Source organism: Sphingobium sp. MK2 (genome assembly GCF_040170545.1).
GTDB lineage: Bacteria > Pseudomonadota > Alphaproteobacteria > Sphingomonadales > Sphingomonadaceae > Sphingobium.
The window spans coordinates 75,232-97,123 of record NZ_JAZDXA010000018.1; the positions used below are offsets into that span (position 1 = coordinate 75,232).

Sequence of the window (21,892 nt, forward strand, 5' to 3'; positions counted from 1 at the left end):
TGCGCCCTCAATAATCCTTGGAATAGCGCAGGTTGGCCGACGATCCGGCATTGGTGCCGGTGCGCGACAAAAGGCTGAGCGCTTTTGACAGCGCGATTTCGAGCTGCGTCGCGGTAAAGCCGCGCGAGTCGGTGATGATCTCCACATAGATATCATTGGAAATACGCTGCCCGACCGCGAGTGAAGTGCCGCGCCCGGTTCGTTCATCGCCACCGACGATGCCGATCCGGTCGATCCCGGTGGCACCTTGTAACTTGCCCATGGGGTTGAGGCCACCACCCCCACCGCGAAGGCCGTTTAAAGCCGCCGCCAACTGGATAGCCTGCGTTGCGGAAAGATTGGCGACATTATCGCCGAACAGGATACGCGAGAGGATTTCGTCTTGCGGTAAGCTGGGTGTCGAAATGAAGGCGATGTCGGGCTGTTGCGCGCTGCCTGTGACTCGAAGGCCTGCCGTGATCGTATCGATCCTGGTCTGGGCCTGGATCGCCAGCGTCGGGTTCATCATCGGCCCGTTGAAGGTGATGACGCCCTGTTCCAGCTCGAACTGCTTGCCGGAGAAGCTGTAGCGGCCCCTCAATACTTCCAGCTTGCCGACGACGCGCGGATTGGCGGTGGTGCCGGTGACCCGCATGTCCGTCTTCCATTCGGAATCGAGCCCCATGCCGGTGACGTAGATTTCATTGTCGGCCCGTACCCGAATGTCGAGCTTCCAGTCGGCCGGTTGCGCTGCGGTCTGGCGCGCGGCGAGACGTTGATCGATGATATCGACATTTTCACCCTTGCGGCGCACCCCCTGGAGTTGACGAATTTCCGTCCCCCCCTGCCAGGCGACCATATAGCGGGTTTCGGGCAGGTTGAGGTCGCCCTTGATTAGCCCACCATTGGCTGCGCTGTTGGTAATCGCCAGTGAACCACTGACGACGCTGGTGATCGCTTCGCTGCGCGCAAGGCGAGCACGATCAAGCCTGATCGCGATATTCATCGGAAATCCGCTGTCTGCCGCCAGCCCGACCGTACCCGACGCCTGTACCGTCCCATCGCCGGCGCGCCCTGAAAAGTCGCGAATTTCAAGCCGGTCGTTGGTGAAGCGGCCGTCGAGCTTCATCTGCGTTACACGGGTGCCGAACGTCTCATTCTCATAGGTGAGGGCGTTGGCGCGGGCGATGCCGGTCACGCGGGGATTGTTCAGTCGTCCACTAAAGTCCGCAGCGAGGGCAAGTCCTCCCCTTAATTGCTGATCGGCTAATCCGGCAAAGGAGAAGAGGACGTCGGCAGGACCAGAATAACGGATGCCGCCGCCCAGAGGGGCCGATTGGAGTTGTTCGCTCCAGCTTGCGCCGGGACCGGGCGGCGCGAGGGTCGCGACGAAGCGACCGAGCGTGCTATTGCCCTCGCGGATCAGGCCACGCAGGTCGCCACCTGCCGACGACAGCTTGCCCTCCATGCTCATCGAGACCGGATCGGATACGGCTGACAGGCTGGAGCGGCGGAAATCGGCAATGGCGAGGCGCGTGGTGGCCGTCGGGAAAGCGCTCCCCTGTTGCACATAATCCAGCGTGCCGGTCATCCGCCCGCCAATGCCCAGTCCCGGCGCGGCCATATTGGCGATGGCCAGGTCGAAATCCTTGAATCGCGCCTGCATCGCGGTCGTGTCGCCGAAACGCCCGGCCAGATCGACCTTGCCTTGTGGCAGCACGAGGCTCGTCGGTTCGAGGCGATAGCCGCCCGGTTCGGTACGGATAATGGCGGGCTGGGCCAGGCGGAAGGCTATGTTGGCGGCCTTGCCCTGCACCGCCACGGCGTAGAGATCAGGGCGCAGCGCGGCGTTGGCGGCGATCGAGAAGGGGACGCCGCTGGACCCGTCCGCAACCAACTGGGCCTTGCCGCGCCCACCCTGATAGTCGAGCTTCGCGCGTGCCTTGCGCACGATATAGTCGCCATAGGCGGCGTTCGCGATCTGGGCATCGGCGATGATGCGCGGTTGATCGGTCAGCACCATCGACGCCGTGACGATCGCGCGGCCGATCAGGATTTCCGCATCACCGGGCAATTTGGCATTGCTGGCGGTCGCGTTGACATTGACGCCCTGCGCCTGACCAACCGCTGCGAGGCGGATCGCGCCGTTGATGCCGGAGCCGTTCATTGCCAACTGGCCGGTGAAGGGACCGGCGGCGCTTTGCTGGATCTGCCCGTTCATGTCCACACCGGCGAACCGCGCGCGCGTGACGTCGATGGTGAGCGGACCTTGGGCCGTACGTATCAGGACATTGGCGAAGAATGGCCCGTAAGGCGACCCGCCGGTGGCTTCGAGACGATAGCCCGCCGCTTCGCCGTTCAGTTTCGCCACCACGTCGGACAATTGCACGCCGACATTGGGGCGGGCTGCGCGTAGCACCGCCTGTGGTCGCTCCATCGTCCCGCGCACGGTGAGCGCGAGTGGACCATATTGGCGCGAGGAAGCAGTGGCGTCGAAAGCTATCCGTCCATCCGTATCATAGCTGCCCGATCCCGACTGAATCGTGAAATTGGGGGCTGCACCCTTGAGGCCTGCAAGCGTGAATTTGCCCTCCGGCGTCATGCCGATGCGGCCGCTGGCCACGGCATTGCCGCCCAGGAAATCGCGGACGGAGGCGTTTTCCCAGCGCGCGGTGCGCACGCCGAAGCGGCCGGACAGGCCAAAGCCGCCCTTGGGACCGGGGATCAGTTCGACATCTGTATTGAGATTGACGATGCCGACGCCGTCAATCTTATAGTCGTTGACCCTGCCTTTAAGCGCGCCGCGATAGAGGGCGTTGTCGAGATCGGCGAGGATGATGGCGGTGGCGTCGATCCGGTCGCTGTCGATCTTGAGATTGTCGCTGATCAGCTTGCCGCCCGCATAGGCGAAGTCGCCTTTGACGCGCAGATTGTTCATCAGGCCACCGGCGGCTGCATTCAGACCGGTCACGCGGCTCGCCGTGGCATTCACGGGAATGCGAATGCGGTCGACGTCTATCACCGCGCGGCCGCTTGCCTTCAGATTCTCGATGCCGGTCGCATCGAAGGCAATGCTCTTTGCGGTGATGTCATAGTCGATGAACGGCGTCGCCATCGGCCCGTCGAGGATGATCGACGCGCGGACATCGCGGCCCCGTACCTTTTCCATGATCGCGCCGGGGGTGAGCAGCGCGGCGTTGATCCGCAATGCGCTGAAACGGCTTGCGGCCAAGTCGACGACGCCTTGCGCATCGGCGGACAGCGCAGGCGAGCGCAAGGTCCCTTTGAGGTTCACGCGCCGTTCGTTGAGCCCCGCGAACAGATCGACATCCAGTTGCGGTGCGGTCAGGCGATCGACCGTGCCTGCCATGACCAGACCGGGACGAACCGGGCCTTTGGCCGTGAAATTGCCATCGCGCGCGGCGATGGCGACGTTGGCGAGTTCACCCTTGGGGCTGGTGGCGATGATGCGCCCGTCCCAGGCCTGCCATGTGCCCTTGCCATCCAAAGTCGCGGTCATGCCATCGGTAAGGCCCGACATCGCCGCGATGACGCCGCCCTTGGGCGCAGTCACCGTGCCGCTCATGGCCAGGCGATTTCGCGACGGCATGGCGTCCAGCTTTGCCTGCAACCGATCGCCGCTATCGACGATGGCATCAGCCGACAGGATCGCGCGGCCATCGGCGATGTGCGTGACGCCATAAATGGCGATTTCGCGCTTCTGGCCGATGACGGGCCGGGCGAGGATGAACTTGCCGATCTTCATCCGGTCGACGTCGATATCGAGGTCGGGCAGGATAGGGGCGTTGGGGTCGGTGGGGGTCTGGTTGAATTCGGGGCTGCGGGCCAGCACGATCAACGGTGATTCAAGCAGGCTAACCGAGATGTGATTGTTGATATAACGGAAAGGTTTCCAAACCACATGGACCTGCGGGCTGACCGCGAACACGCCCTTGGGATCGCGCAGAATGAGATCGTGGATGACCATGTCGCTATAAATCGACCCTTCGATCCGTCCGACTTCTATGCTCATGCCCGATTCCATCTGGAATGCGGCAATCTGCTGGATCAGGAATTTCTTGCCCGGCTGGCTATTGAGACCAAGCAGCAACACGCCCGTCAGCATGACCAGCGCGACGATGAAGCCGACAACGCCGATCACGACCTTTTGCCACAAGGGGCGACCCTGACGCACAGTGTCGATCCGGTCGGAGCTAAGCGTGTCGTCCTGCATCATCAGAAAGCCTGCCCGATCCCGATATAGACGGCGAATTTGGATTCGCCCGGTTGCCGGTTGATCGGCATGGCGATGTCGGCGCGGAAGGGACCGAAATTGGTATAGAAGCGACCGCCCAGACCCACGCCATAGCGCATGTCGGAAAATTCGGGGATCTGGCTTTCATACACTTGCCCCGCATCGACAAAGGCGACCACGCCATAATTGCCGAAACGATAGCGGCCCTCGACCGCAAATTCATTGACGGAGCGCCCCCCGATCGGATCGACATTCACGTCCTTTGGTCCCAATTCCTGGAACCCGAAGCCACGCACTGATCCGCCGCCGCCTGCATAGATACGGCGTGATGGCGCGACATCGTCGCGGGCCACGCCGTTGATGGTGCCAAGGCGCGTGCGCGCGGCGATGACCAGGCTGTCCGACACCGGGAAATAACCGCTCAAGTCGAAGGTGCTGCGGACATAGGGTGAAAGATTGCCTTGCAACGAGGCTTCCGGCGACACGCGCAGATTGGCGCGAAAGCCACTGGTGGGGTTGAGCAGATCGTTCGAGCGGTCATAGCCGACCTGGACCGGCACCGCCCCGATGAAATAGGTCAGGCGCCTATTCTCGCCGGTGGCGGCATCGACCGTGGTCTGTTCGTTCGACAGCAGGATTTCCGCGCCATAGCTATAGGTCCAGCGCTTCTGGAAGATCGGCGTCGACTGGCGCGCCCAGGTGATGTTGAGGCCGGCGGTAAAGGCTTCGTAGGCATCATATTTCTGATGGTTGAGCAGCGCGCCTGCCTGAAATGTACGATCGCGCTTGCCGGCATTGGAGCGTCGGAAAGTGCCCGACACGCCCTGTTCTTGCGTCCCCGCGACGACGCTGCCGATCAGCGCGCCTTCGGGTCGGAAAAGGTTGCGGTGAGTCCATGTCGCCTCCGCGCGGAAGCCTTGGCCGGTGCCATAACCGCCTTCACCAGCCAAAGTCCGTGGTGGTCCCGCTTCCTGTTCGACATGCAGATCGACATATTCCGTGCCGTCCGGCCCTGCCTCGCCGGTCCGAACCGGATCGACACCGACGCTGGCGAAAAGACCTGTCGCAACGAGCGCCTTGCGCAGGTCATCGACCTTGCGGCTATCGTAAATCTGGCCGGGTTTGTAGCGACGGATGACTTCCATATGGTCTGCACCGAACGCCTGTTTATCGCCGCTGGTGGTAATATTGCGGAATGTTCCGCGCGGGCCGGTTTCGACCGGCAACGTATAATCGCCCGTCGCGGTCGCCGGGTCGAGCAGGATGTCGCGCTCGCCCACTTTTGCGAAGGCATAACCATTTTCGGGCAATCGCAGCGCGACATTGGCTTCTGCGCCCTCGACCTTGGTGGCGATGATATAGTCGCCGGTCTGGAGCGGCAGGCTTTTACGCACCAATCCTTGCGGCACGGTAGGTCCAGCGGTGACGACGATCTCCCCCAATTTGTAACGCTTGCCCGGCGTCACCGAAATGACGGCTTTCAGTGTCCCATCATCGCTCTGATCCAGGCTCGCGAGTGCCGTCGCATCATAATAGCCCTCGGAATAGAGTAGCCGCACGGCAAGCTTTTCGTCTTCCTGCGCGCGTGCCTGGACCATGGCAGCGGTTTCCGCCCGGCCTTTGCCGTCGATCAGGGTCGACGCATCCTTGAACGCATCATCGAGGCCGCTATTGCCGAACCCTTCAATGCTGGTGGTGTAGCGGATGTCGGGCTGTTTCGCATTGGGATCATCATCGGAAGCGGCATTAGCGGGCACCGTGACGCTATCGAGCGGGGGCAAGGGCTGAGCAAGTTCCAACTCCGGCATCGGTTCTGTCGCCGGGGGAAGCTGGGTCGGCGCATCCGCCTGTAGCGGCATTTGCTGATCGACCCAGCTTTCAATCGAGGGCAGCGGTGCGGCGGGATCGGCATTTTCAACCTGAGGCAGTCGGGCCTCGAACTGATCATCAGGCAGTATCGGTTCTTCGTTGACGCTGGCATCATAAGGCAGCGCCGTCACAGACGCATCGTCATTGATGGTCTGCGCTATCGAGGGCAATGGCGAAGCGGTGACGAGAATAAGGCCCAACATGCGCCGGACATGATGTGCCTGCCGTCTGGTCATGAATTATGATGCCCCTTCATCGCCAGCCCTATGATTGGCCGACGAACTTTCAATACGCTCAACGGGTTGCGCTGGTTCCGACCAGGCGACGATTAGCCGCGACGGGGACGCTTCCCACCGGCCCAAGGCCCGTCTAGAGCAAGTGCATGACATTTGCGCTCAATATTTCGCGATCCCTGATGGGCCAGCCCTGGCGTTGGCGGGGGGAGGGCGCGGACGCGCGCGACCCTGGCTATCTGCCCGACGATCTGGTGACGCAATTGTTGATGGCGCGCGGCTGCCCGCGCGAGGCGCTGGAGGCGCACCGCAACCCGACGATCCGCGCCTTCATGCCCGATCCCAGCTTGTTTCGTGACATGGACGCGGCGGCCGAGCGGCTGGCCGATGCGGTGCAGCGTGGCGAAGATGTGCGGATATTCGGCGACTATGATGTCGATGGCGCGACAAGTGCGGCGCTGCTGATCCGGTTGCTGCGCGATCTGGGGCTGGAGGCCAAGCCCTATATCCCCGATCGCCTGATGGAGGGCTATGGCCCGTCCGGCGAGGCGCTGGTGCGCCTGGCGGGCCAGGGGGCGACCCTGATCGTTACCGTTGATTGCGGTGCGCAGGCGTTCGAGGCGCTGGCGATGGCGAAGGCCACCGGGGTCGATGTCGTGGTGGTCGATCATCATAAATGCAGCGCCGCGCTGCCCGAAGCCCTGGCGCTGGTGAACCCCAACCGGCTCGACGAGGGGGAGGAAGCGGCAACGCACGGCCATCTCGCCGCCGTCGGTGTCGCTTTCTTGCTGGGTGCGGCGCTGGTGCGGCTGCTGCGCGGGCGTGGCTGGTTTGCGACGCGGGCGGAACCCGCGCTGATGGAATTGCTCGATATCGTCGCGCTCGGCACGGTGGCGGACGTGGCGCAACTGCGCGGCCTCAACCGCGCCTTCGTCGCGCAGGGGCTTAAGGTGATGGCCAAGCGGCGCAATATAGGCCTCGCCGCGCTGATCGACGCCAGTCGCCTGACCCGCGCGCCGCTGTGTCATGATCTGGGCTTTGCGCTGGGGCCGCGGATCAATGCGGGCGGGCGTGTGGGACAGGCGGATCTGGGGGTGCGGTTGCTAACGACGCAGGACCCGGCCGAGGCGGCGCGGATAGCAGGGCAACTCGACCATTATAATGAGGAACGCCGCGCGATCGAATCGACGGTGCAGGAACAGGCCGAAGCGCTGCTCGACGCGCAGGGCAATCGCGCCGTCGCGGTGATCGCCGGGCTGGGCTGGCATCCGGGCGTCATCGGCATCGTCGCGGGACGGATCAAGGAAAAGGCCGGCCGACCCGCTATCGTCATCGCGCTGGACGAGGAGGGCGTGGGCAAGGGATCGGGCCGGTCGATCTCCGGCGTGGATCTGGGCGCAGCGGTGATGGCGGCCAAAGATAGCGGCCTGCTGGTCGCGGGCGGCGGCCATGCCATGGCGGCTGGGCTGACCGTCGCGGCACACAAGGTCGACGCGCTCGCCGATTTCCTCGACGAACGACTGGCAGGTGCGGTGGCGCGCGCGCGCGACGACAGGGCGCTGCTGATCGACGCGGTGCTGGCCCCGGCCGGCGTGAACCCGGAATTCGTCGCTGCGATCGAACAGGGCGGCCCCTACGGCGCAGGCTGGCCCGCCCCCCGGATCGCGGCTGGCCCCATGCGCGTGGTGAAGGCCGACGTGGTCGGCAACGGCCATCTGCGCGCCATCATGGCGGGCGCGGACGGCCGGTCGATCAAGACCATCGCCTTTCGTCAGGCCGAAAGCGATATGGGCCAGGCGATATTGGGCGCGTCCTATGACCGGCGGCTTTGGGTCGCGGGACGGGCGAAGATCGACGACTGGGGCAGCCGCCCCGCCGCCGAACTCCATCTGGACGACGCCGCCTGGGCCGACTGATCAGCTTGGGCTTTTTTGCCCGCAAAAGGGGTTGACCGCCGCGCCGTCTCCTCCTAATGCCCGCTTCGCTTTGCAGCGCCGCCCAACGGGCAGTGCCGCCAGTGGCCCCTTCGTCTAGCGGTTAGGACGCGGCCCTTTCACGGCTGAAACACGGGTTCGATTCCCGTAGGGGTCACCAATAAAGCGGTTCGCCGTGGCGACTTTTCTCTAAAATATTGATTTCCGGCACTTGGCAAAGCGCCAAGTCTTTTCTCGTACTATAAAGTAAGATGTGAAATCACTTATCTGGTGCGCGATAAGGGGTGAAATCACCCAGTGCGCAGGCACCGCTGGCCACGCCGGTCAAAAGATTGGCCGTCATGGTCATGTCGCCCCGGCAAAGTTGCGATCCGAAACTACGCACGATCATGGTGTCGCCATAGGTCAAACCGTTGCAACTGCCGATCAGTTCCGTCTTGTAGATTAGACGCTTATTCACGCGATATAGAAGCACATTATTACTGATAACGGTCAAATTGGTATGTCGTTCGCGGTTTATGCAGTTCATCTTTTCACCGGCGACCTTGCCCTCCAAGGCCTTTTCCAGCTTTGCGGCCTGTTTTTCGGTCAACGGCGTCGGCGTGTAGCTGCCCGTGCAAGCTGCTAACAGGAGCGGAGTTATCCCTATCCATGCACGCATCGCAACTCTCCTTGTCGATATCTATTGTAAGGACGGCACGACCGCGTCCAGACCGTCAAGCGGCGTCCTTGGCCGCCCGACGTTCGGCCAGTTGCGCGACATCGCGCGCGCGCATGAAGATATTGGTGTCGCGTTCCAGGCCGATGGTTGTCGGCACCGTCGCTTCTCCCCGCGTGCGCAGCGTCTCAACCTCCGCGACGCGCCGTATCAGCGCTGCATTGTCCGGCTCCACCGTCAGCGCGAACCGGCCATTGGAGAGTGTATATTCATGTGCGCAATAGACGCTGGTATCGTCCGGTAGGGCAGCGAGGCGTTGCATGTTGGCGAACATCTGCGCCGCTGTCCCCTCGAATAATCGCCCGCAGCCCATGGCGAACAGCGTATCGCCGACAAAAGCCATATGCGCGTCGGCCAGATGATAGGCGATATGCCCCGCCGTATGCGCCGGGACTGCCATCACGGCCGCGACATGGTCGCCGACACGCACCGTATCGCCTTCACCGACCAGGCGGTCGAGCGTCGCAATCTTGTCCGCCTCGGCCGCGGGTCCGGTGATGAAGCAGCCGGTCGCCGCCTTGATTGCCGCATTGCCGCCGATATGGTCGCCATGCCAATGGGTGTTCCAGATCTGGCCGATGGCCCATCCCCGCGCCGCCGCCGCCTCCAGCACCGGCTCTGCCACGGCCGGGTCGATCACGACCGTCTCATGGCTCGTCGGGTCATGCAGCAGCCAGACATAATTGTCGGACAGCACGGGAATGCGGACGACCTCCAGCATCGGGCTTACCATTGCCCGACATTGGGCATGGATGCCCACGGTTCGGCCGGGTCTAGGCGACCGTCCTGCAAAAGTTCGATCGAGATGCCGTCGGGGGTGCGGACAAACGCCATATGCCCATCACGCGGCGGGCGATTGATGGTCACGCCCGCATCGAGGAAGCGCTGGCACGTCTCATAGATATTCTCGACCCGATAGGCGATATGGCCAAAATTGCGCCCGCCCGCATAGATTTCGGACGGGCTGCCATCTTCCGGGGGCCAATTATAGGTCAGTTCGACCTGCGCATCCTCATCCCCCGGGGCGGCGAGATAGACGAGGGTGAAGCGCCCCTGTTCGCTGTCGAACCGCTTGACCTCTTTCAATCCTAGCAGGTCGAAAAAGGCGATGGTCTTTTCGACGTCACTGACGCGGATCATGCTATGCAGGAACTTGGGCAAGTCTTTCTCCATTCGTCGCTATAAAGCAACGGTTCATCTGGGGGAGGGCAAAGATGCTCCCAAGATAAGGTCGCGCATCAACGCAGGGAAGAGGCAAGCATATGACATGGGACATGCGGGACAAGATAATGTTGGGCAGCGCCGCGCTGCTGGCGTTGGGGGTCGTTAGCGGCGGCTATTTGTTAGGCGACGGGTTGAAGCGCGCCAAGGCGGCCGATCGATCGGTCACTGTGCGCGGCCTTGCGGAAAAGGATGTGACGGCGGACTTGGCCACCTGGTCGATCAGCTATTCGGCGACCGGCTTCGACATGCCGACCGTCCGCGCGGAAATCGACAATAATACCAAGGAATTGCAGGCCTATTTCACTGGCCTCGGTTTCAAGCCTGCCGAATTGACCCCGACCGGCGCCGGAGTGAACCAATATCTCAACAATGGCGTCAACAATATCACCGTTACGCAGCGGATGTTGTTGCGCACGACCGACATCGCCCGCGCCCAGCGCGCCGTCGCACAGCAATTCGATCTCGTCCGGCGTGGCGTCACGCTGCAGGAAGGGTCTGGCATGCGCTACAGCTTCACCAAGCTGAACGACGTCAAGCCGCAGATGGTGGCTGCCGCCACAAAGGATGCCCGTGCCGCCGCCGAACAATTCGCCAAGGATGCAGGTTCCGGCGTCGGCGGGATCAAGAGCGCGACGCAGGGCTATTTCTCGATCGACGCGCGCGATGGCGAAGGTGGCGACGGGTCGAGCGACACGCCCTATAAGAAAGTGCGTGTCGTCACGACCGTCGATTTCTATTTGAAGTAGTAAATGGCTTTAGTCGCGGCGGTCGTCACCGATGACGGCGCCCGCCGCGCCGCCGATCACGGCACCTTCCGTCGTGCCGAGCCCGGTTGCGCTACCTACTATCGCGCCGCCGGTCCCGCCGATCAGGCCACCGCGCGTAGCACCGCGCGAACAGGCCGTCGTCGCCATCGCACCAGCCAGCAACAGGCCTATTACCGCGACATTCTTCACTTTGGGGGGCATCGTCTCATCTCCGTTTCACAGGTCCCGCTACGCCAAGGCGAACGGACCGAACCGGAAAGCGGTTCCGTAACAAAGTCTTGCTGACCGGCCCCTAACCCACGGGTGTTGCTGGCGGCAGGCGGGACAGATTGTCCGCCGCAGCCTTGCCGGCCGCAGCTTCGGGGGCCAGTCGCGCCGCGCGCTGCCACGCAGACCGGGCGATATCTTCATGATCGGTGAGGATCGCGATATTGCCTTCTTCCAATGCGACGGACGCATCGTCGGGCGATAGCTGAACCGCGCGAGCGATATGCGCCTTGGCCAGGCTCATTTCGCCGGATCGTCGCGCGAGCGTTGCCGACAGCAGCCAGCCCAGCGGATCTCTGGGCGCTTGCGCCAGTGCCACGTCGATCGAATCGCGCGCCGCGTCCGTTTCGCCCAATGCTACCAAAGCCCGCGCCCGATCGAGATGAACCTCCCCTTTTTCCAGCCCGTCGGGTAAACCTCGTGCCAGTGCCGCATCGAAATCGCCGCGCGCCTTGGCAGCATCCCCGCTGGCGAGTGCGGCATTGCCCGCCTGCGCCCAGAGCCGCGCACTCTGCACCATTTCGCCGCTACGCTCGGCCTCCTCTGCCGCCTGTTGGAAGGCGATGATCGCGGGCGACCAGCGTTCGGCCCGCGCAAAGGCAAAGCCCATGCAATGACGTGCGTAAAAGCTTCCTCCTTCGATCCGCCATTTTTCCGCAAAGGCGACCCCGGCGGTCGGGTCTTCAATCGCTTGGTCAAGGCAAGCCTGAAAGGGCGCGGCAAATTTCGCGGGCACCGGAATCTGGCCGTCGTCCCGTGCGGGCCTGTTCGCCGCAGGAGCAGCGGCTGCGCCAGCGGCAGCCGCCTCCTGTTTCTCCCGGCGGCTACGGTTCATTACCGCTTCGATCTCAGGATCATAAGCCTGGGCCAGAAGCATCAGGGGCAGAAAAAACGGCATCAATGGCTGTCCAAGAGGCTGGCGACGGTGCGGATCAGCAAAGCGATGTCGCCGTCGCGGGAAAGGCGATGGTCGCCATCCTTAATCAGCAGCGTCTGCACATCGGATGAACGCAACCGTGCGGCCGTTTGCACCGCGATGTCCCAAGGCACGTCGGCATCGGCCTGCCCATGCAGTAGCCGCACGGGGCAATCAATCGCGATCTCGCCCTCCAGCATCCGCAACGCCTGACCGGACTGCCAGAAAGCCAGCGTCGTGACATAAGGATCGTCGCTATAGGCAGACGGCTCCTCGATCCGCCCTTCGGTCGCCAGCAACGCCTTGTCGGCATCGGTAAAGCCCCATTCCGTAAAATCGGGCGCGGCCGCAATGCCGATAATTCCGACAACCCGGTCGGGCCGGGCGAGGGCGACCAGCAGCGCAAGCCATCCGCCCATTGATGATCCCACGAGCAGCACTGGCCCCTCGATCAACGCATCCACCACCAGCAGCACATCGTCGCGCCAACTGGCCAATGTTCCATCGGCGAAGCGCCCCTCGCTCGATCCGTTGCCCGAATAGTCCATCCGCATCATGGCGCGCCCCAGGCTTGCCGCCCATTGATCGAGCGCGACAGCCTTGCTGCCCTCCATGTCGGACATATAGCCTGGCAGGAAGAGGATGGTCGGCCCCTCGCCCGCGCGCGGGCGGCAGGCGAGACGCAGTCCATCGGGGCGGGCGAACAGGGCAATCGGGATGGAATCGGATTGGGTCATGACGCCGTCATCCGCTGCACCGGCGCACCCGTCCACCCCCGGCTGGCGATTTTGCAGAGCCGAACGAAATAATCCGCAACATGCGTTGACAGCCCCAAAGGCAGCGGCTAGTTGCGCGCTCCTACCCCGTGCCCAGATGGCGGAATTGGTAGACGCACCAGCTTCAGGTGCTGGCGATCGCAAGGTCGTGGAGGTTCGAGTCCTCTTCTGGGCACCATTTACTCTCAAAGCATTGAAAATGCACGGGGATCGTCGGAAAGACGGTCCCCAGAGAGCATCTGCTACACAAAGCTGTTACACAATAGTGATCCCGGATCAGCCTCAATCCCGCAGAATTCCGGGAAAAATGGCCGCCGCTCCTGTTACACAAAGCTGCTACACAAATGCCCTTCTGGCCTGACAATCCGGCAGGGATGGTTTTACCTGCGACGCAGGGTTCCACGCGACCTCCGAGAGGCGATGGGACGGGCGGAGATATGGCGATCGCTGAACACAGACAGTCTTCAGATCGCGCGGCGACGATTGCCAGCAGCGGCCGCTCGATTGGAATTGATGTTCGAGGATACCCGGTCGAAAGGAGGGAAGAATGTCGACCTGACGCTCCTCAAACCGTTCAATGACGATCTTCACAATCCCGGCCCGCCCACCATCACTGCCCCAAAGAGCGAAGAGGCTCCCTGTCCCGGCGTGACGCTCGGAGAGGCTTATGAACGATATCTCTCCGATCCGACGCATCATTGGACGGCGCGAACGCGAGAAACCTACGACACGGTTCGCAAACTCGCGGTTTTCGTGATTGGAGCGGAAACCGAAATCCGAAGCCTCTCTCGCAGTCACATGCGTCATCTGATGGAGGTCTTGCGTTACCTGCCCCGAAACGCGACGAAGCTCTTCCCCGATCTCTCGCCCGAACAGGCGTCAGCCCGGCTGAAGGAGACCGGGAAGGGCGTGCCTATCTATGTTGCGAACGCCAATGTCTATCTCAGCAGCCTGTCTAGCTTTCTCAACTGGGCGGTCGATGAAGAATTGGCCGAGCGTAACCCCGTGAGAGGACTCCGCTTCGCCGACAGCACGGCCAAGAAGGATAAGCGCAATCCATTCTCGCCAGACCAGTTGCGTCTCATCTTCCATGCTCCTCTCTATACGGGGTGCAAAGATGGCGACCGGGGCTATGCGACGCCCGGTCATGAGCGCCCTCAAAATGCGCGCTATTGGGTTCCGCTGATCGCCTTGCACAGCGGGATGCGATTGAACGAGATATGCCAGTTGGACACGACAGATGTGCGGATGATCGATGGTGTGCCCTGTATAGTGATCACGACAGAGTCACTGGTAGGCACCACGGATAAGCAGCTGAAGACGGGTGCGAGTGAACGGCTGATCCCCATCCATCAGCGCCTTCTCGATCTCGGCCTGATGACATACGTCGCACAGAAACGGCGAGCGGGGGAGGAGAAGCTCTTTGCTGAAATCGATCCCGGCACCAAGGGCGTCAGGGCCGTCGCGTTCAGCAAATGGTTCACCCAATTTCTCGGCAACATCGGCGCGCGGCGCGAGAAGACCTGCTTTCATTCGCTGAGGCACTGTTTCCGGGATGAACTGAGGCATGCCCGAATCGAACACGACATTGCTATGGCCCTTGGTGGATGGACTACGGGGTCTTCCGCACAAGGGAAAGTTTCAGAGAATTATGGGCGGGGGTATCGTATCGAGACGCTGGCTGAGGCTGTGAACCGCCTAAGTTTTAAAGATATCGATCTGTCTCACCTGAAACCCTTGGGCTGAAACGACGTGAAAATTCGTCGCGTGTGCAGGTCGTCCAAATTCGGTGGTTCCGGTAATGTTCTCGTTGCTCTAAGAGTGGGCGGAGCATGGGGAATCCGATGAAGCAGGCATCAAGGAACTTTGGGGGGAAGCTTGACCATGTCCGGTGAAATGATCCTCTATAACACCGAGGATGGCGTAACGGTCGTCCAGCTCAAGACCCGTGACGGCTCAGCTTGGCTGAGTCAGGCCCAGATTGCGGAGCTTTTCGAGGTAACGCCACAAGCCGTAACGCAGCATGTGAAAACAATCTATGAGGACGGCGAACTGGAAGAGGCGGCAACTTGTAAGGAGTTCTTACAAGTTCGAATCGAGGGAAATCGCGAGGTTTCGCGCCAAATTGCTCATTATAGCCTGCCCATGATTCTTGCGATCGGATTCCGCGTCCGATCTGCGCGTGGCATGCAATTCCGGCGTTGGGCGGCAACTAGCCTATCAGAGTATCTGGTAAAGGGTTTCGTCATGGACGATGCCCGTCTCAAGGAGCCGGGGACCGACTATTTCGATGAGTTGCTGGCCCGCATTCGCGACATCCGGTCTTCGGAGCGGATGTTCTACCAGAAGGTATTGGACATATACGGCACCAGCGTGGACTATGACCGGACTGCCGAAGCGACGCAGCTTTTCTTCCAAACGGTGCAAAACAAGATGCACTGGGCAGCGCATGGTCACACCGCTGCCGAAGTGATCTCCGCCCGCGTCAGCGCTACCAAGGACCATATCGGGCTGACCTCATGGGCAAACCAATCCAAGGGCGGTCCACCACGCAAGACTGATGTCGCCATCGCCAAGAACTATCTGTCCGAGGACGAAATTCAAGCTCTCAATCGGATCGTTACAGCATATCTCGAATTCGCCGAGCTTCAGGCGATGAGCCGTAAGCCGATGACCATGCGTGATTGGATCACCAAATTAGATGACTTTTTGGCGCTCAGCGATCGCGATATCCTGAGTCACGCGGGTAAGGTCAAAGCGGATGCGGCCAAGGCAAAGGCGCAGATCGAGTATGACAAATGGCATGCTGACCAATTGAACAAGCCCAGCATCGTGGAGCGGCATTTTATCGAAGCTACGGCAAAGGCCAAAAAGATCGGCGCATCTCGCCCCTCATCGAAGTCCAATGGGAACTGAAGCAGCGGCGGCCATTTTTCCCGGAATTCTGCGGGATTGAGGCTGATCCGGGATCACTATTGTGTAACAGCTTTGTGTAGCAGATGCTCTCTGGGGACCGTCTTTCCGACGATCCCCGTGCATTTTCAATGCTTTGAGAGTAGCTGGTGCCCAGAAGAGGAGAGCGCCGAGGGCGATTTGAGTCCTCGTTGGGGACTGGACGGATTTCCGCCATTTCTGGCGTCGGCGATGTGATGCCCAGAAGAGCTTTCGGCCGGGCGACCTAAGAGATTGATTTCGCAATAAAATCATAGACTTGCGAATTCGCCGAGAGCATCATTAGCACGATCTGTATTCGTGGAAAAGGCTGGATGTGCATGGACGCTCGGCTCAAGCCCGGCTCGAGCGCCAGCCAATTCTAGACCATGCGCGCGCGACGAGCTTCCATGTGTCGAGCAATAGCCTCAATTTTTATGACCGAGATAAGCTCATGGTATATTCATGGCATAAAATCCAAGATCATTCGGACGCTGGACATAAATCGACGGACGGATCGTATCTGTCTGGACAACTGAGGGGGATCATCGCACCCGCTGAACCTGATAACCTAAAAATCGTGCAGCAGAAAAACTTAATGGCTGCGCATGACAAGGCGTACGTGGTGACCACTCCCAAAGGAGCTTCGTCGACGCGCTCTTTGCGCTTCGCGCGGTCCAGAGATCAAGGCGCGGTGTGGGTGATATCGACAGAGCAATGCCATGCGTGATGACCATGCGGCCGGTTGGTTCCACGAGCGCTGGAGCGCTTCGACGGTTGCGAGGACGGCATCGCGCTCTGACAGATTGCAAAACTTATTTGTCAGATTCATGATGCATTTTTCTGACAAATTTTGGGTCGGACAAGAAGGAGATTGCAGGATTCTGGAGAGGGGAAACATCAAGGACCCTCTTGAAATCCTGGTGACGCCCTTGGAGACCGGACGCATGGATTGCTCGGCTTATATATCGCCGGGCGACGCAAAACGGGATGCATGAAACACTTGCCCGAGCGAACTCCAGCGCAACTCACGCGCTCAAAACTGAGCGATAAAAAGAGCTTTTATAAATCAAATTAGGTAATATTATGATCGATAGAAAGGTGGTCTATCGATCATGCGTTGGAACTGGCAGCAACCCGACTGGCCCAACTTCACTTACGACGCGCAGCGTCTGAGGAGTCGCGAGGACCAATTCCTGAGAGGCGCAGGCGTCCTCATCGGTGTCTTGTCCCATCTCGACACCGGGGATCGCCAGGATTTGTCCATCGAACTCTTGGCTCAGGAAGCTGTCGTCAGCTCAGCGATCGAGGGTGAGATTCTCGATCGGGCGAGCGTGCAGTCATCGGTTGCAAAGCATCTCGGAATCAAAACGGACAATCGGCGCGCCAATGCCGCCGAAGCGGGAGCGGCCGAGCTTATGGCGAACCTGTTTCGCGGCTATCGCGAACCACTTAGCGACACCCTACTGTTCAACTGGCATTCCCTGCTCATGAACGGCAGGCGAGATATTGCAGACATAGGCCAATATCGAAGTCATGCCGATCCGATGCCGATCGTCTCAGGCGCACTGCATGCGCCGAAGGTGCATTTCGAAGCTCCCGCGTCGGAGGCCGTGCCGGCAGAAATGAAGGCGTTCATTGCCTGGTTCAATCACAGTCGACCGGATGGTTCGTCATCCACAAGCGCTCTGGCTCGGGCCGGCGTCGCGCATTTGTGGTTCGAATCCATCCATCCTTTTGAGGACGGTAATGGGCGCTTGGGCCGCGCGATCGCCGAAAAAGTTCTCGCGCAGGGACTCGATGCACCGGCAGTCACCGCGCTCGCAGAAACCATCCAACGCCACCGCAAAGACTATTATTCACAACTGCAGCGAGCGAGCCTCTCCAATCACATTGATGAATGGCTCGACTGGTTCTCGGGCATCGCGCTTGAAGCCCAGCAGCGCACGCTAGATCGGGTCAACTTCCTGCTTTCCAAAGCGAAGCTGCTCGACCGTCTTCGCGGGCAGATAAATGCTCGGCAGGAGAAGGCCCTGATCCGCATGTTCACGGAAGGGCCGGATGGCTTCAAAGGCGGGCTGAGTGCAGCGAATTACAGAACGATCACCGACGCGGCGCCGGCGACGGCCACGCGCGATCTCGCGGAACTGGTCGAACTGAAAGCTCTCCGCAGGCAGGGAGAGTTGAAGCACACTCGCTACTATCTCAATGTCGGCCGATAGAGCGTGGAGGGTGAGCCTGGTCAATCTGTCCTGACCGCTCCCCAGTCCAGCCCAAACCTTGCGAGATATTTGCGCAGCCGATCTGCATCGTTCGCGCTGGTGCGCCGCGCGCGCGATGCGCCGAACAGTATCCGTCCTGCTTCTGACAACGAGCGGCTGTTGCGGCAGACACGAAGCGTTTCAGCCAGTTGGACGGCATCGAAAAGGTCCATGTCAGCGATCGCCTGCTCGTCCAGCACTTCCGTGAGGATGTCAGGGCCCTTGTCCGCCTGTCCTGACCACAATCGACGCAGGCGCCCGATCTCCGCTTCGACACAATCGAGGTCGATACGGCCCTTGGGGCTGAGCGTCGCCATGCGCGTAATGCTGGCAGCCAGATCGCGAAAATTGCCGAGCCATGTCGCCTCAGGTCCATTCGCGAAGGCGAGGTAGTGCTGGCGCGCCTCCTTGTTGAAACTGGCGCGATCGCCCTCGCGCTCGGCAAAACGATCCAGTTCATAGTCGAGGTTCGGCTCTACATCCTCCCGACGGTCGGCAAGCCCGGGCAGGCGGAAGGTCCAGAGGTTGAGGCGTGCGTACAGGTCTTCGCGGAAGGCGCCGCTGGCGACTGCCTCGCCGAGGTCGCGGTTCGTGCCGGCGATAAGCTGGAAGTCCGACGAGGCCTCCTTGTCGGCGCCAACGGGCAGGAAGCGCTTGTCCTCGACCGCGCGCAGGATCATCGCCTGTTCGTCGAGTCCGAGCTCGCCGATCTCGTCAAGAAACAACATGCCCTTGTCGGCTGTGCGCAACAGGCCCGGACGGTCGGCGGCCGCTCCCGTGAAGGCCCCCTTGCGGTGTCCGAACAGCGCTGACATCGCGCTATCGCCCTTCAGCGTTGCACAATTCACCTCGACGAACGGGCCGACGACCTGATGCTTAAGCTTCTTGAGTTCGTAGATCCGTCGCGCCAGCAGGCTCTTGCCCGCACCCGTCGGCCCCATGAGCAGGGTCGGCGCCTTGGAGCGCAGCGCAACGCGCTCGATCTCGTCGATCATGCGATTGAAGGCGGCGTTGCGGGTATCGATGCCCGACTTCAGGAACGACGTGCTCTCCGCGCTGGCCGCTGCGAAGCGCGTGGCGATGCTGTCATAGCGCGAAAGATCGAGATCGATCGTGGTCCAAGTGCCGACCGGACTGGCGGTGCCGCGCTCGGGCTGGGTCTGAAGCAGTTTTGCGGGCAGATACCGTGCCTCAGTCAGCAGGAAGAGGCAGATCTGAGCGACATGCGTGCCGGTCGTGATGTGGACGAGATAGTCCTCGACATCAGGATCGAGTGGTTCTGCCCGCGCAAAGTCAAGCAGCTTCCCATAGACCTCCTCGAAATCCCACGGATCGCGAAAGTCGAGCAAGCGCATCTCGACACGGGTTTCCGGCGAGACCGAGGCAATGTCCTCGGCGACATATTCTGCAAGTCGCCGATGCGGGGTGCCGTGTAGCAACAACAAACGATCGACACGGAGGTCTTCGTGCATCGTCAGGCCGACAGTGGGGCGCCATTTGTTCCAGCGCGACGGACCAAATTTGCTCGCATCGAGGGTCGATCCCAGGAATCCGATGACTGTAAGTGGCTTCATGTCTATCCCATAGGATAAATTTGTATCCCCTGCGATAAGAAAATCCAAAGTCACTTCTGGATGTCTTCGTCAGGAGATCTAATAATTCACAGTATATTCAATATGTTAATGCTTTTTAACGCCTGATTTCAAATTCTGGCACGCCTCCTGCAATATGTTCCATGTCGGTCGAGGCGGATTACTCAGCCGGCATAGCGGAAACCGGGGCGGCTGGAATGAGCCAGCCGCCCCAAGAAATTCACAGGGCGTAGCTCAGGCCGCGCCGAGCACCGGCCTTGGGAGCCGGGGGTCGCAGGTTCAAATCCTGCCGCCCTGACCAGTTGGAGGAGTTGGACGATGGCCAACAAGGGACTTTTTGCCAGCGCGGTGGCGAGGCTGTTGCCGCGTGCCGATACCGTGAACCGCGAAGGCGCGCCGGCTTACGCCTATGGGCCGGAAGCGAAGCTCGCCCAGCTGGCGGCGACCGGCACGCTGGCCGACAATTTCTACGGCGTGGCGGAAACGCAGCTCGCCGATGTGCTGGAGGCTGCCAAGGCAGTCGACCCGTATTTCGTGGCGCAGGCTGCGATCTATGCCCGCAAGTCGGGGACGATGAAGGACATGCCGGCGTTGCTGGCTGCGTTTCTCACCATCGCCGACCCTGATCTGGCGGTGCCGGTCTTCGGACGGGTGATCGACAACGGGCGGATGCTGCGCAATTTCGTGCAGATCATGCGCTCGGGTCAGGTCGGGCGGACGTCGCTCGGCTCGCGGCCGAAGCGACTGGTCCAGCAGTGGCTGGAGCAGGCATCGATGCCGCAGTTGATGGTGGCCGCAACAGGCAAGGATCCGTCTTTGGCGGACATCGTCAAGATGGTCCACCCGCGTCCGAAGGATGCCACGCGCAAGGCTTTCTATGGCTGGTTGATCGGGCGTCCCTATGACGTCGCGGCGCTGCCAGCCGAGATCGCTGCGTTCGAGGCATGGAAGCAGGACAGCACGCTGCCGCTGCCGCCGGTGCCGTTCGAATGGCTCACCGCTTTTCCGCTGACTGCGGAGAATTGGGCGGAGCTGGCGACACGGATTGGGTGGCAGGCGCTGCGGATGAACCTCAACACGCTGGCGCGCAACGGCGCGTTCGACGTGGAGGGCGTTACCGAGGCGGTTGCCGCACGACTGGTGGATCGCGACGCGCTGCGCGCTATCCGGCCGATGCCCTACCAGTTGATGGTGGCATTGGGTCAGGTCGGTGCCGGCGTGCCGCTCAAGGTCCAGGCGGCACTTGAGGAGGCGCTGGAGCTGTCGCTCCGCGGCGTGCCGAAAGTGCCGGGCCGGATCATTGTCTGCCCCGACGTGTCGGGATCGATGTCGTCGCCGGCGACGGGCTACCGCAAGGGCGCCTCGTCGACGGTCCGGTGCATCGATGTCGCGGCCCTGGTCGCGGCGGCCCTGCTGCGGAGCAACCGCGATGCGCGTGTGCTGCCGTTCGAGCAAGGGGTCATCGACCTCAAGCTCGAGGCCTATGCTCGCCTCGCCGTGAATGCGGCGAAGCTGGCGGCAGTCGGCGGCGGTGGGACGAATGTCTCGGCACCGCTCGCGCGGCTCAATGCGGAGAAGGCGGCGGTCGACCTGGTCGTCATCGTCTCCGACAATGAGTCGTGGGTCGATGCCAACCGGCGTGGTTCAACGGCAACGATGGCGGAGTGGAACAAGCTGAAGCGCCGTAACCCGGCCGCCAAGCTCGTCTGCATCGACATCCAGCCTTACGGGACCACGCAGGCGGCTGCCCGCGCGGACATTCTCAATGTCGGAGGGTTCTCCGACGCCGTATTCGACACGATTGCGCGCTTCGTCGCTGGCGAGACGCGGGATTGGGTTGAGTTGATCAAGCTAGTGGAGGTTTAGCGAAACAGGGCCGTGGCGAATGCCGACGGGATTACATTGCTCCAAGGGGAAACCCGAAAGTCCAGAGTAGAGCGCCCGGGAAGCAGTGATGCGACCAGGGAGATGGGGTTCGAGTCCCCCCGTTGCAGCGGTAGCTCAAGGACGTTCTCGTCACTCTTGTCGCCGCGGCCCCATGCAACATCAAGGCGAATGCCAGTGAAACTACATGGACTTCAGTGTCGGCGGTTTGGCCTGCTGCCGGTTTGGCGGACACCAAGATAGGCTCATTCAAGCTACACCAGCTTGTGTTTCGAAGTCGATGGGG

At 61.3% G+C, this 21,892-nt stretch carries 16 protein-coding genes and 3 tRNA genes; 10 read left to right on the plus strand and 9 right to left on the minus strand.

The window, feature by feature from the left end:
* Window positions 1-7: 7 nt before the first annotated feature.
* Together V2I08_RS10555 and V2I08_RS10560 are read right to left on the minus strand one after the other, a co-directional pair.
* Window positions 8-4,216, minus strand: coding sequence for a translocation/assembly module TamB domain-containing protein (locus tag V2I08_RS10555; protein WP_405053640.1), 4,209 nt, complete (start codon window positions 4,214-4,216; stop codon window positions 8-10).
* Window positions 4,216-6,339 carry a BamA/TamA family outer membrane protein gene (locus tag V2I08_RS10560; protein WP_349635056.1) on the minus strand — a complete coding sequence of 708 codons (2,124 nt, stop codon included), beginning with the start codon at window positions 6,337-6,339 and terminating at the stop codon, window positions 4,216-4,218. The genes V2I08_RS10555 and V2I08_RS10560 overlap by 1 nt, the downstream gene beginning before the upstream one ends.
* 146 nt (window positions 6,340-6,485) lie before the next feature.
* Between V2I08_RS10560 and recJ the strand changes: the two genes are divergently transcribed.
* Both recJ and V2I08_RS10570 read left to right on the plus strand, forming a co-directional pair.
* Window positions 6,486-8,252: a single-stranded-DNA-specific exonuclease RecJ gene (gene recJ, locus V2I08_RS10565; RefSeq protein WP_349635057.1), complete on the plus strand. Its 1,767-nt coding sequence runs from the start codon at window positions 6,486-6,488 to the stop codon at window positions 8,250-8,252.
* 103 nt (window positions 8,253-8,355) lie between these two features.
* A tRNA-Glu gene (locus V2I08_RS10570) sits at window positions 8,356-8,430 on the plus strand.
* 99 nt (window positions 8,431-8,529) lie between these two features.
* On the opposite strand, the gene V2I08_RS10575 is transcribed toward V2I08_RS10570, so the two are convergent.
* The 3 genes from V2I08_RS10575 to V2I08_RS10585 are packed head-to-tail and all read right to left on the minus strand — an operon-like array spanning window position 8,530 to window position 10,149.
* Window positions 8,530-8,931 (minus strand): hypothetical protein, encoded by a 402-nt coding sequence (locus V2I08_RS10575; RefSeq protein WP_349635058.1) that lies wholly within the window; start codon window positions 8,929-8,931, stop codon window positions 8,530-8,532.
* A gap of 55 nt (window positions 8,932-8,986) precedes the next feature.
* A complete protein-coding gene (gloB, locus tag V2I08_RS10580; protein WP_349635075.1) occupies window positions 8,987-9,709 on the minus strand; it encodes a hydroxyacylglutathione hydrolase in 723 nt (240 codons plus the stop codon).
* Window positions 9,710-9,714: 5 nt separating this feature from the next.
* On the minus strand, window positions 9,715-10,149 hold the full coding sequence (locus tag V2I08_RS10585; RefSeq protein ID WP_349635059.1) for a VOC family protein: 435 nt from the start codon (window positions 10,147-10,149) through the stop codon (window positions 9,715-9,717).
* A 101-nt stretch (window positions 10,150-10,250) separates the two neighbouring features.
* Here V2I08_RS10585 and V2I08_RS10590 point away from each other — a divergent pair, with 101 nt between their 5' ends.
* The gene (locus V2I08_RS10590; protein WP_310224441.1) at window positions 10,251-10,958 is read left to right on the plus strand and encodes an SIMPL domain-containing protein; all 708 of its coding nucleotides are present in this window, start codon (window positions 10,251-10,253) and stop codon (window positions 10,956-10,958) included.
* A gap of 9 nt (window positions 10,959-10,967) precedes the next feature.
* On the opposite strand, the gene V2I08_RS10595 is transcribed toward V2I08_RS10590, so the two are convergent.
* The 3 genes from V2I08_RS10595 to V2I08_RS10605 form a co-directional block, all read right to left on the minus strand.
* A complete protein-coding gene (locus V2I08_RS10595) occupies window positions 10,968-11,180 on the minus strand; it encodes a hypothetical protein (protein WP_349635060.1) in 213 nt (70 codons plus the stop codon).
* A 91-nt stretch (window positions 11,181-11,271) separates the two neighbouring features.
* Window positions 11,272-12,144 (minus strand): tetratricopeptide repeat protein, encoded by an 873-nt coding sequence (locus tag V2I08_RS10600; protein WP_349635061.1) that lies wholly within the window; start codon window positions 12,142-12,144, stop codon window positions 11,272-11,274.
* Window positions 12,144-12,899 (minus strand): alpha/beta hydrolase, encoded by a 756-nt coding sequence (locus tag V2I08_RS10605; RefSeq protein WP_349635062.1) that lies wholly within the window; start codon window positions 12,897-12,899, stop codon window positions 12,144-12,146. The genes V2I08_RS10600 and V2I08_RS10605 overlap by 1 nt, the downstream gene beginning before the upstream one ends.
* 130 nt (window positions 12,900-13,029) lie before the next feature.
* Between V2I08_RS10605 and V2I08_RS10610 the strand changes: the two genes are divergently transcribed.
* The 5 genes from V2I08_RS10610 to V2I08_RS10630 all read left to right on the plus strand — a co-directional run bounded on the left by V2I08_RS10610 (window position 13,030) and on the right by V2I08_RS10630 (window position 18,091).
* Window positions 13,030-13,116 (plus strand) — tRNA-Leu (locus V2I08_RS10610).
* A gap of 185 nt (window positions 13,117-13,301) precedes the next feature.
* Complete coding sequence (locus V2I08_RS10615; protein ID WP_349635076.1) at window positions 13,302-14,684, plus strand: site-specific integrase; 1,383 nt, start codon at window positions 13,302-13,304, stop codon at window positions 14,682-14,684.
* 138 nt (window positions 14,685-14,822) lie between these two features.
* Complete coding sequence (locus V2I08_RS10620) at window positions 14,823-15,854, plus strand: virulence RhuM family protein (protein ID WP_349635063.1); 1,032 nt, start codon at window positions 14,823-14,825, stop codon at window positions 15,852-15,854.
* Between the two features lie 737 nt (window positions 15,855-16,591).
* Complete coding sequence (locus V2I08_RS10625) at window positions 16,592-16,867, plus strand: hypothetical protein (protein ID WP_349635064.1); 276 nt, start codon at window positions 16,592-16,594, stop codon at window positions 16,865-16,867.
* Between the two features lie 117 nt (window positions 16,868-16,984).
* Window positions 16,985-18,091: a Fic family protein gene (locus V2I08_RS10630; protein ID WP_349635065.1), complete on the plus strand. Its 1,107-nt coding sequence runs from the start codon at window positions 16,985-16,987 to the stop codon at window positions 18,089-18,091.
* Window positions 18,092-18,111: 20 nt separating this feature from the next.
* Here V2I08_RS10630 and rtcR read toward each other — a convergent pair whose 3' ends face one another.
* Window positions 18,112-19,704 carry an RNA repair transcriptional activator RtcR gene (rtcR, locus tag V2I08_RS10635; RefSeq protein ID WP_349635066.1) on the minus strand — a complete coding sequence of 531 codons (1,593 nt, stop codon included), beginning with the start codon at window positions 19,702-19,704 and terminating at the stop codon, window positions 18,112-18,114.
* Between the two features lie 241 nt (window positions 19,705-19,945).
* Between rtcR and V2I08_RS10640 the strand changes: the two genes are divergently transcribed.
* Window positions 19,946-20,023, plus strand: a tRNA-Pro gene (locus V2I08_RS10640).
* Between the two features lie 17 nt (window positions 20,024-20,040).
* A complete protein-coding gene (locus V2I08_RS10645) occupies window positions 20,041-21,588 on the plus strand; it encodes an RNA-binding protein (protein WP_349635067.1) in 1,548 nt (515 codons plus the stop codon).
* The last annotated feature ends 304 nt before the right edge of the window (window positions 21,589-21,892 follow it).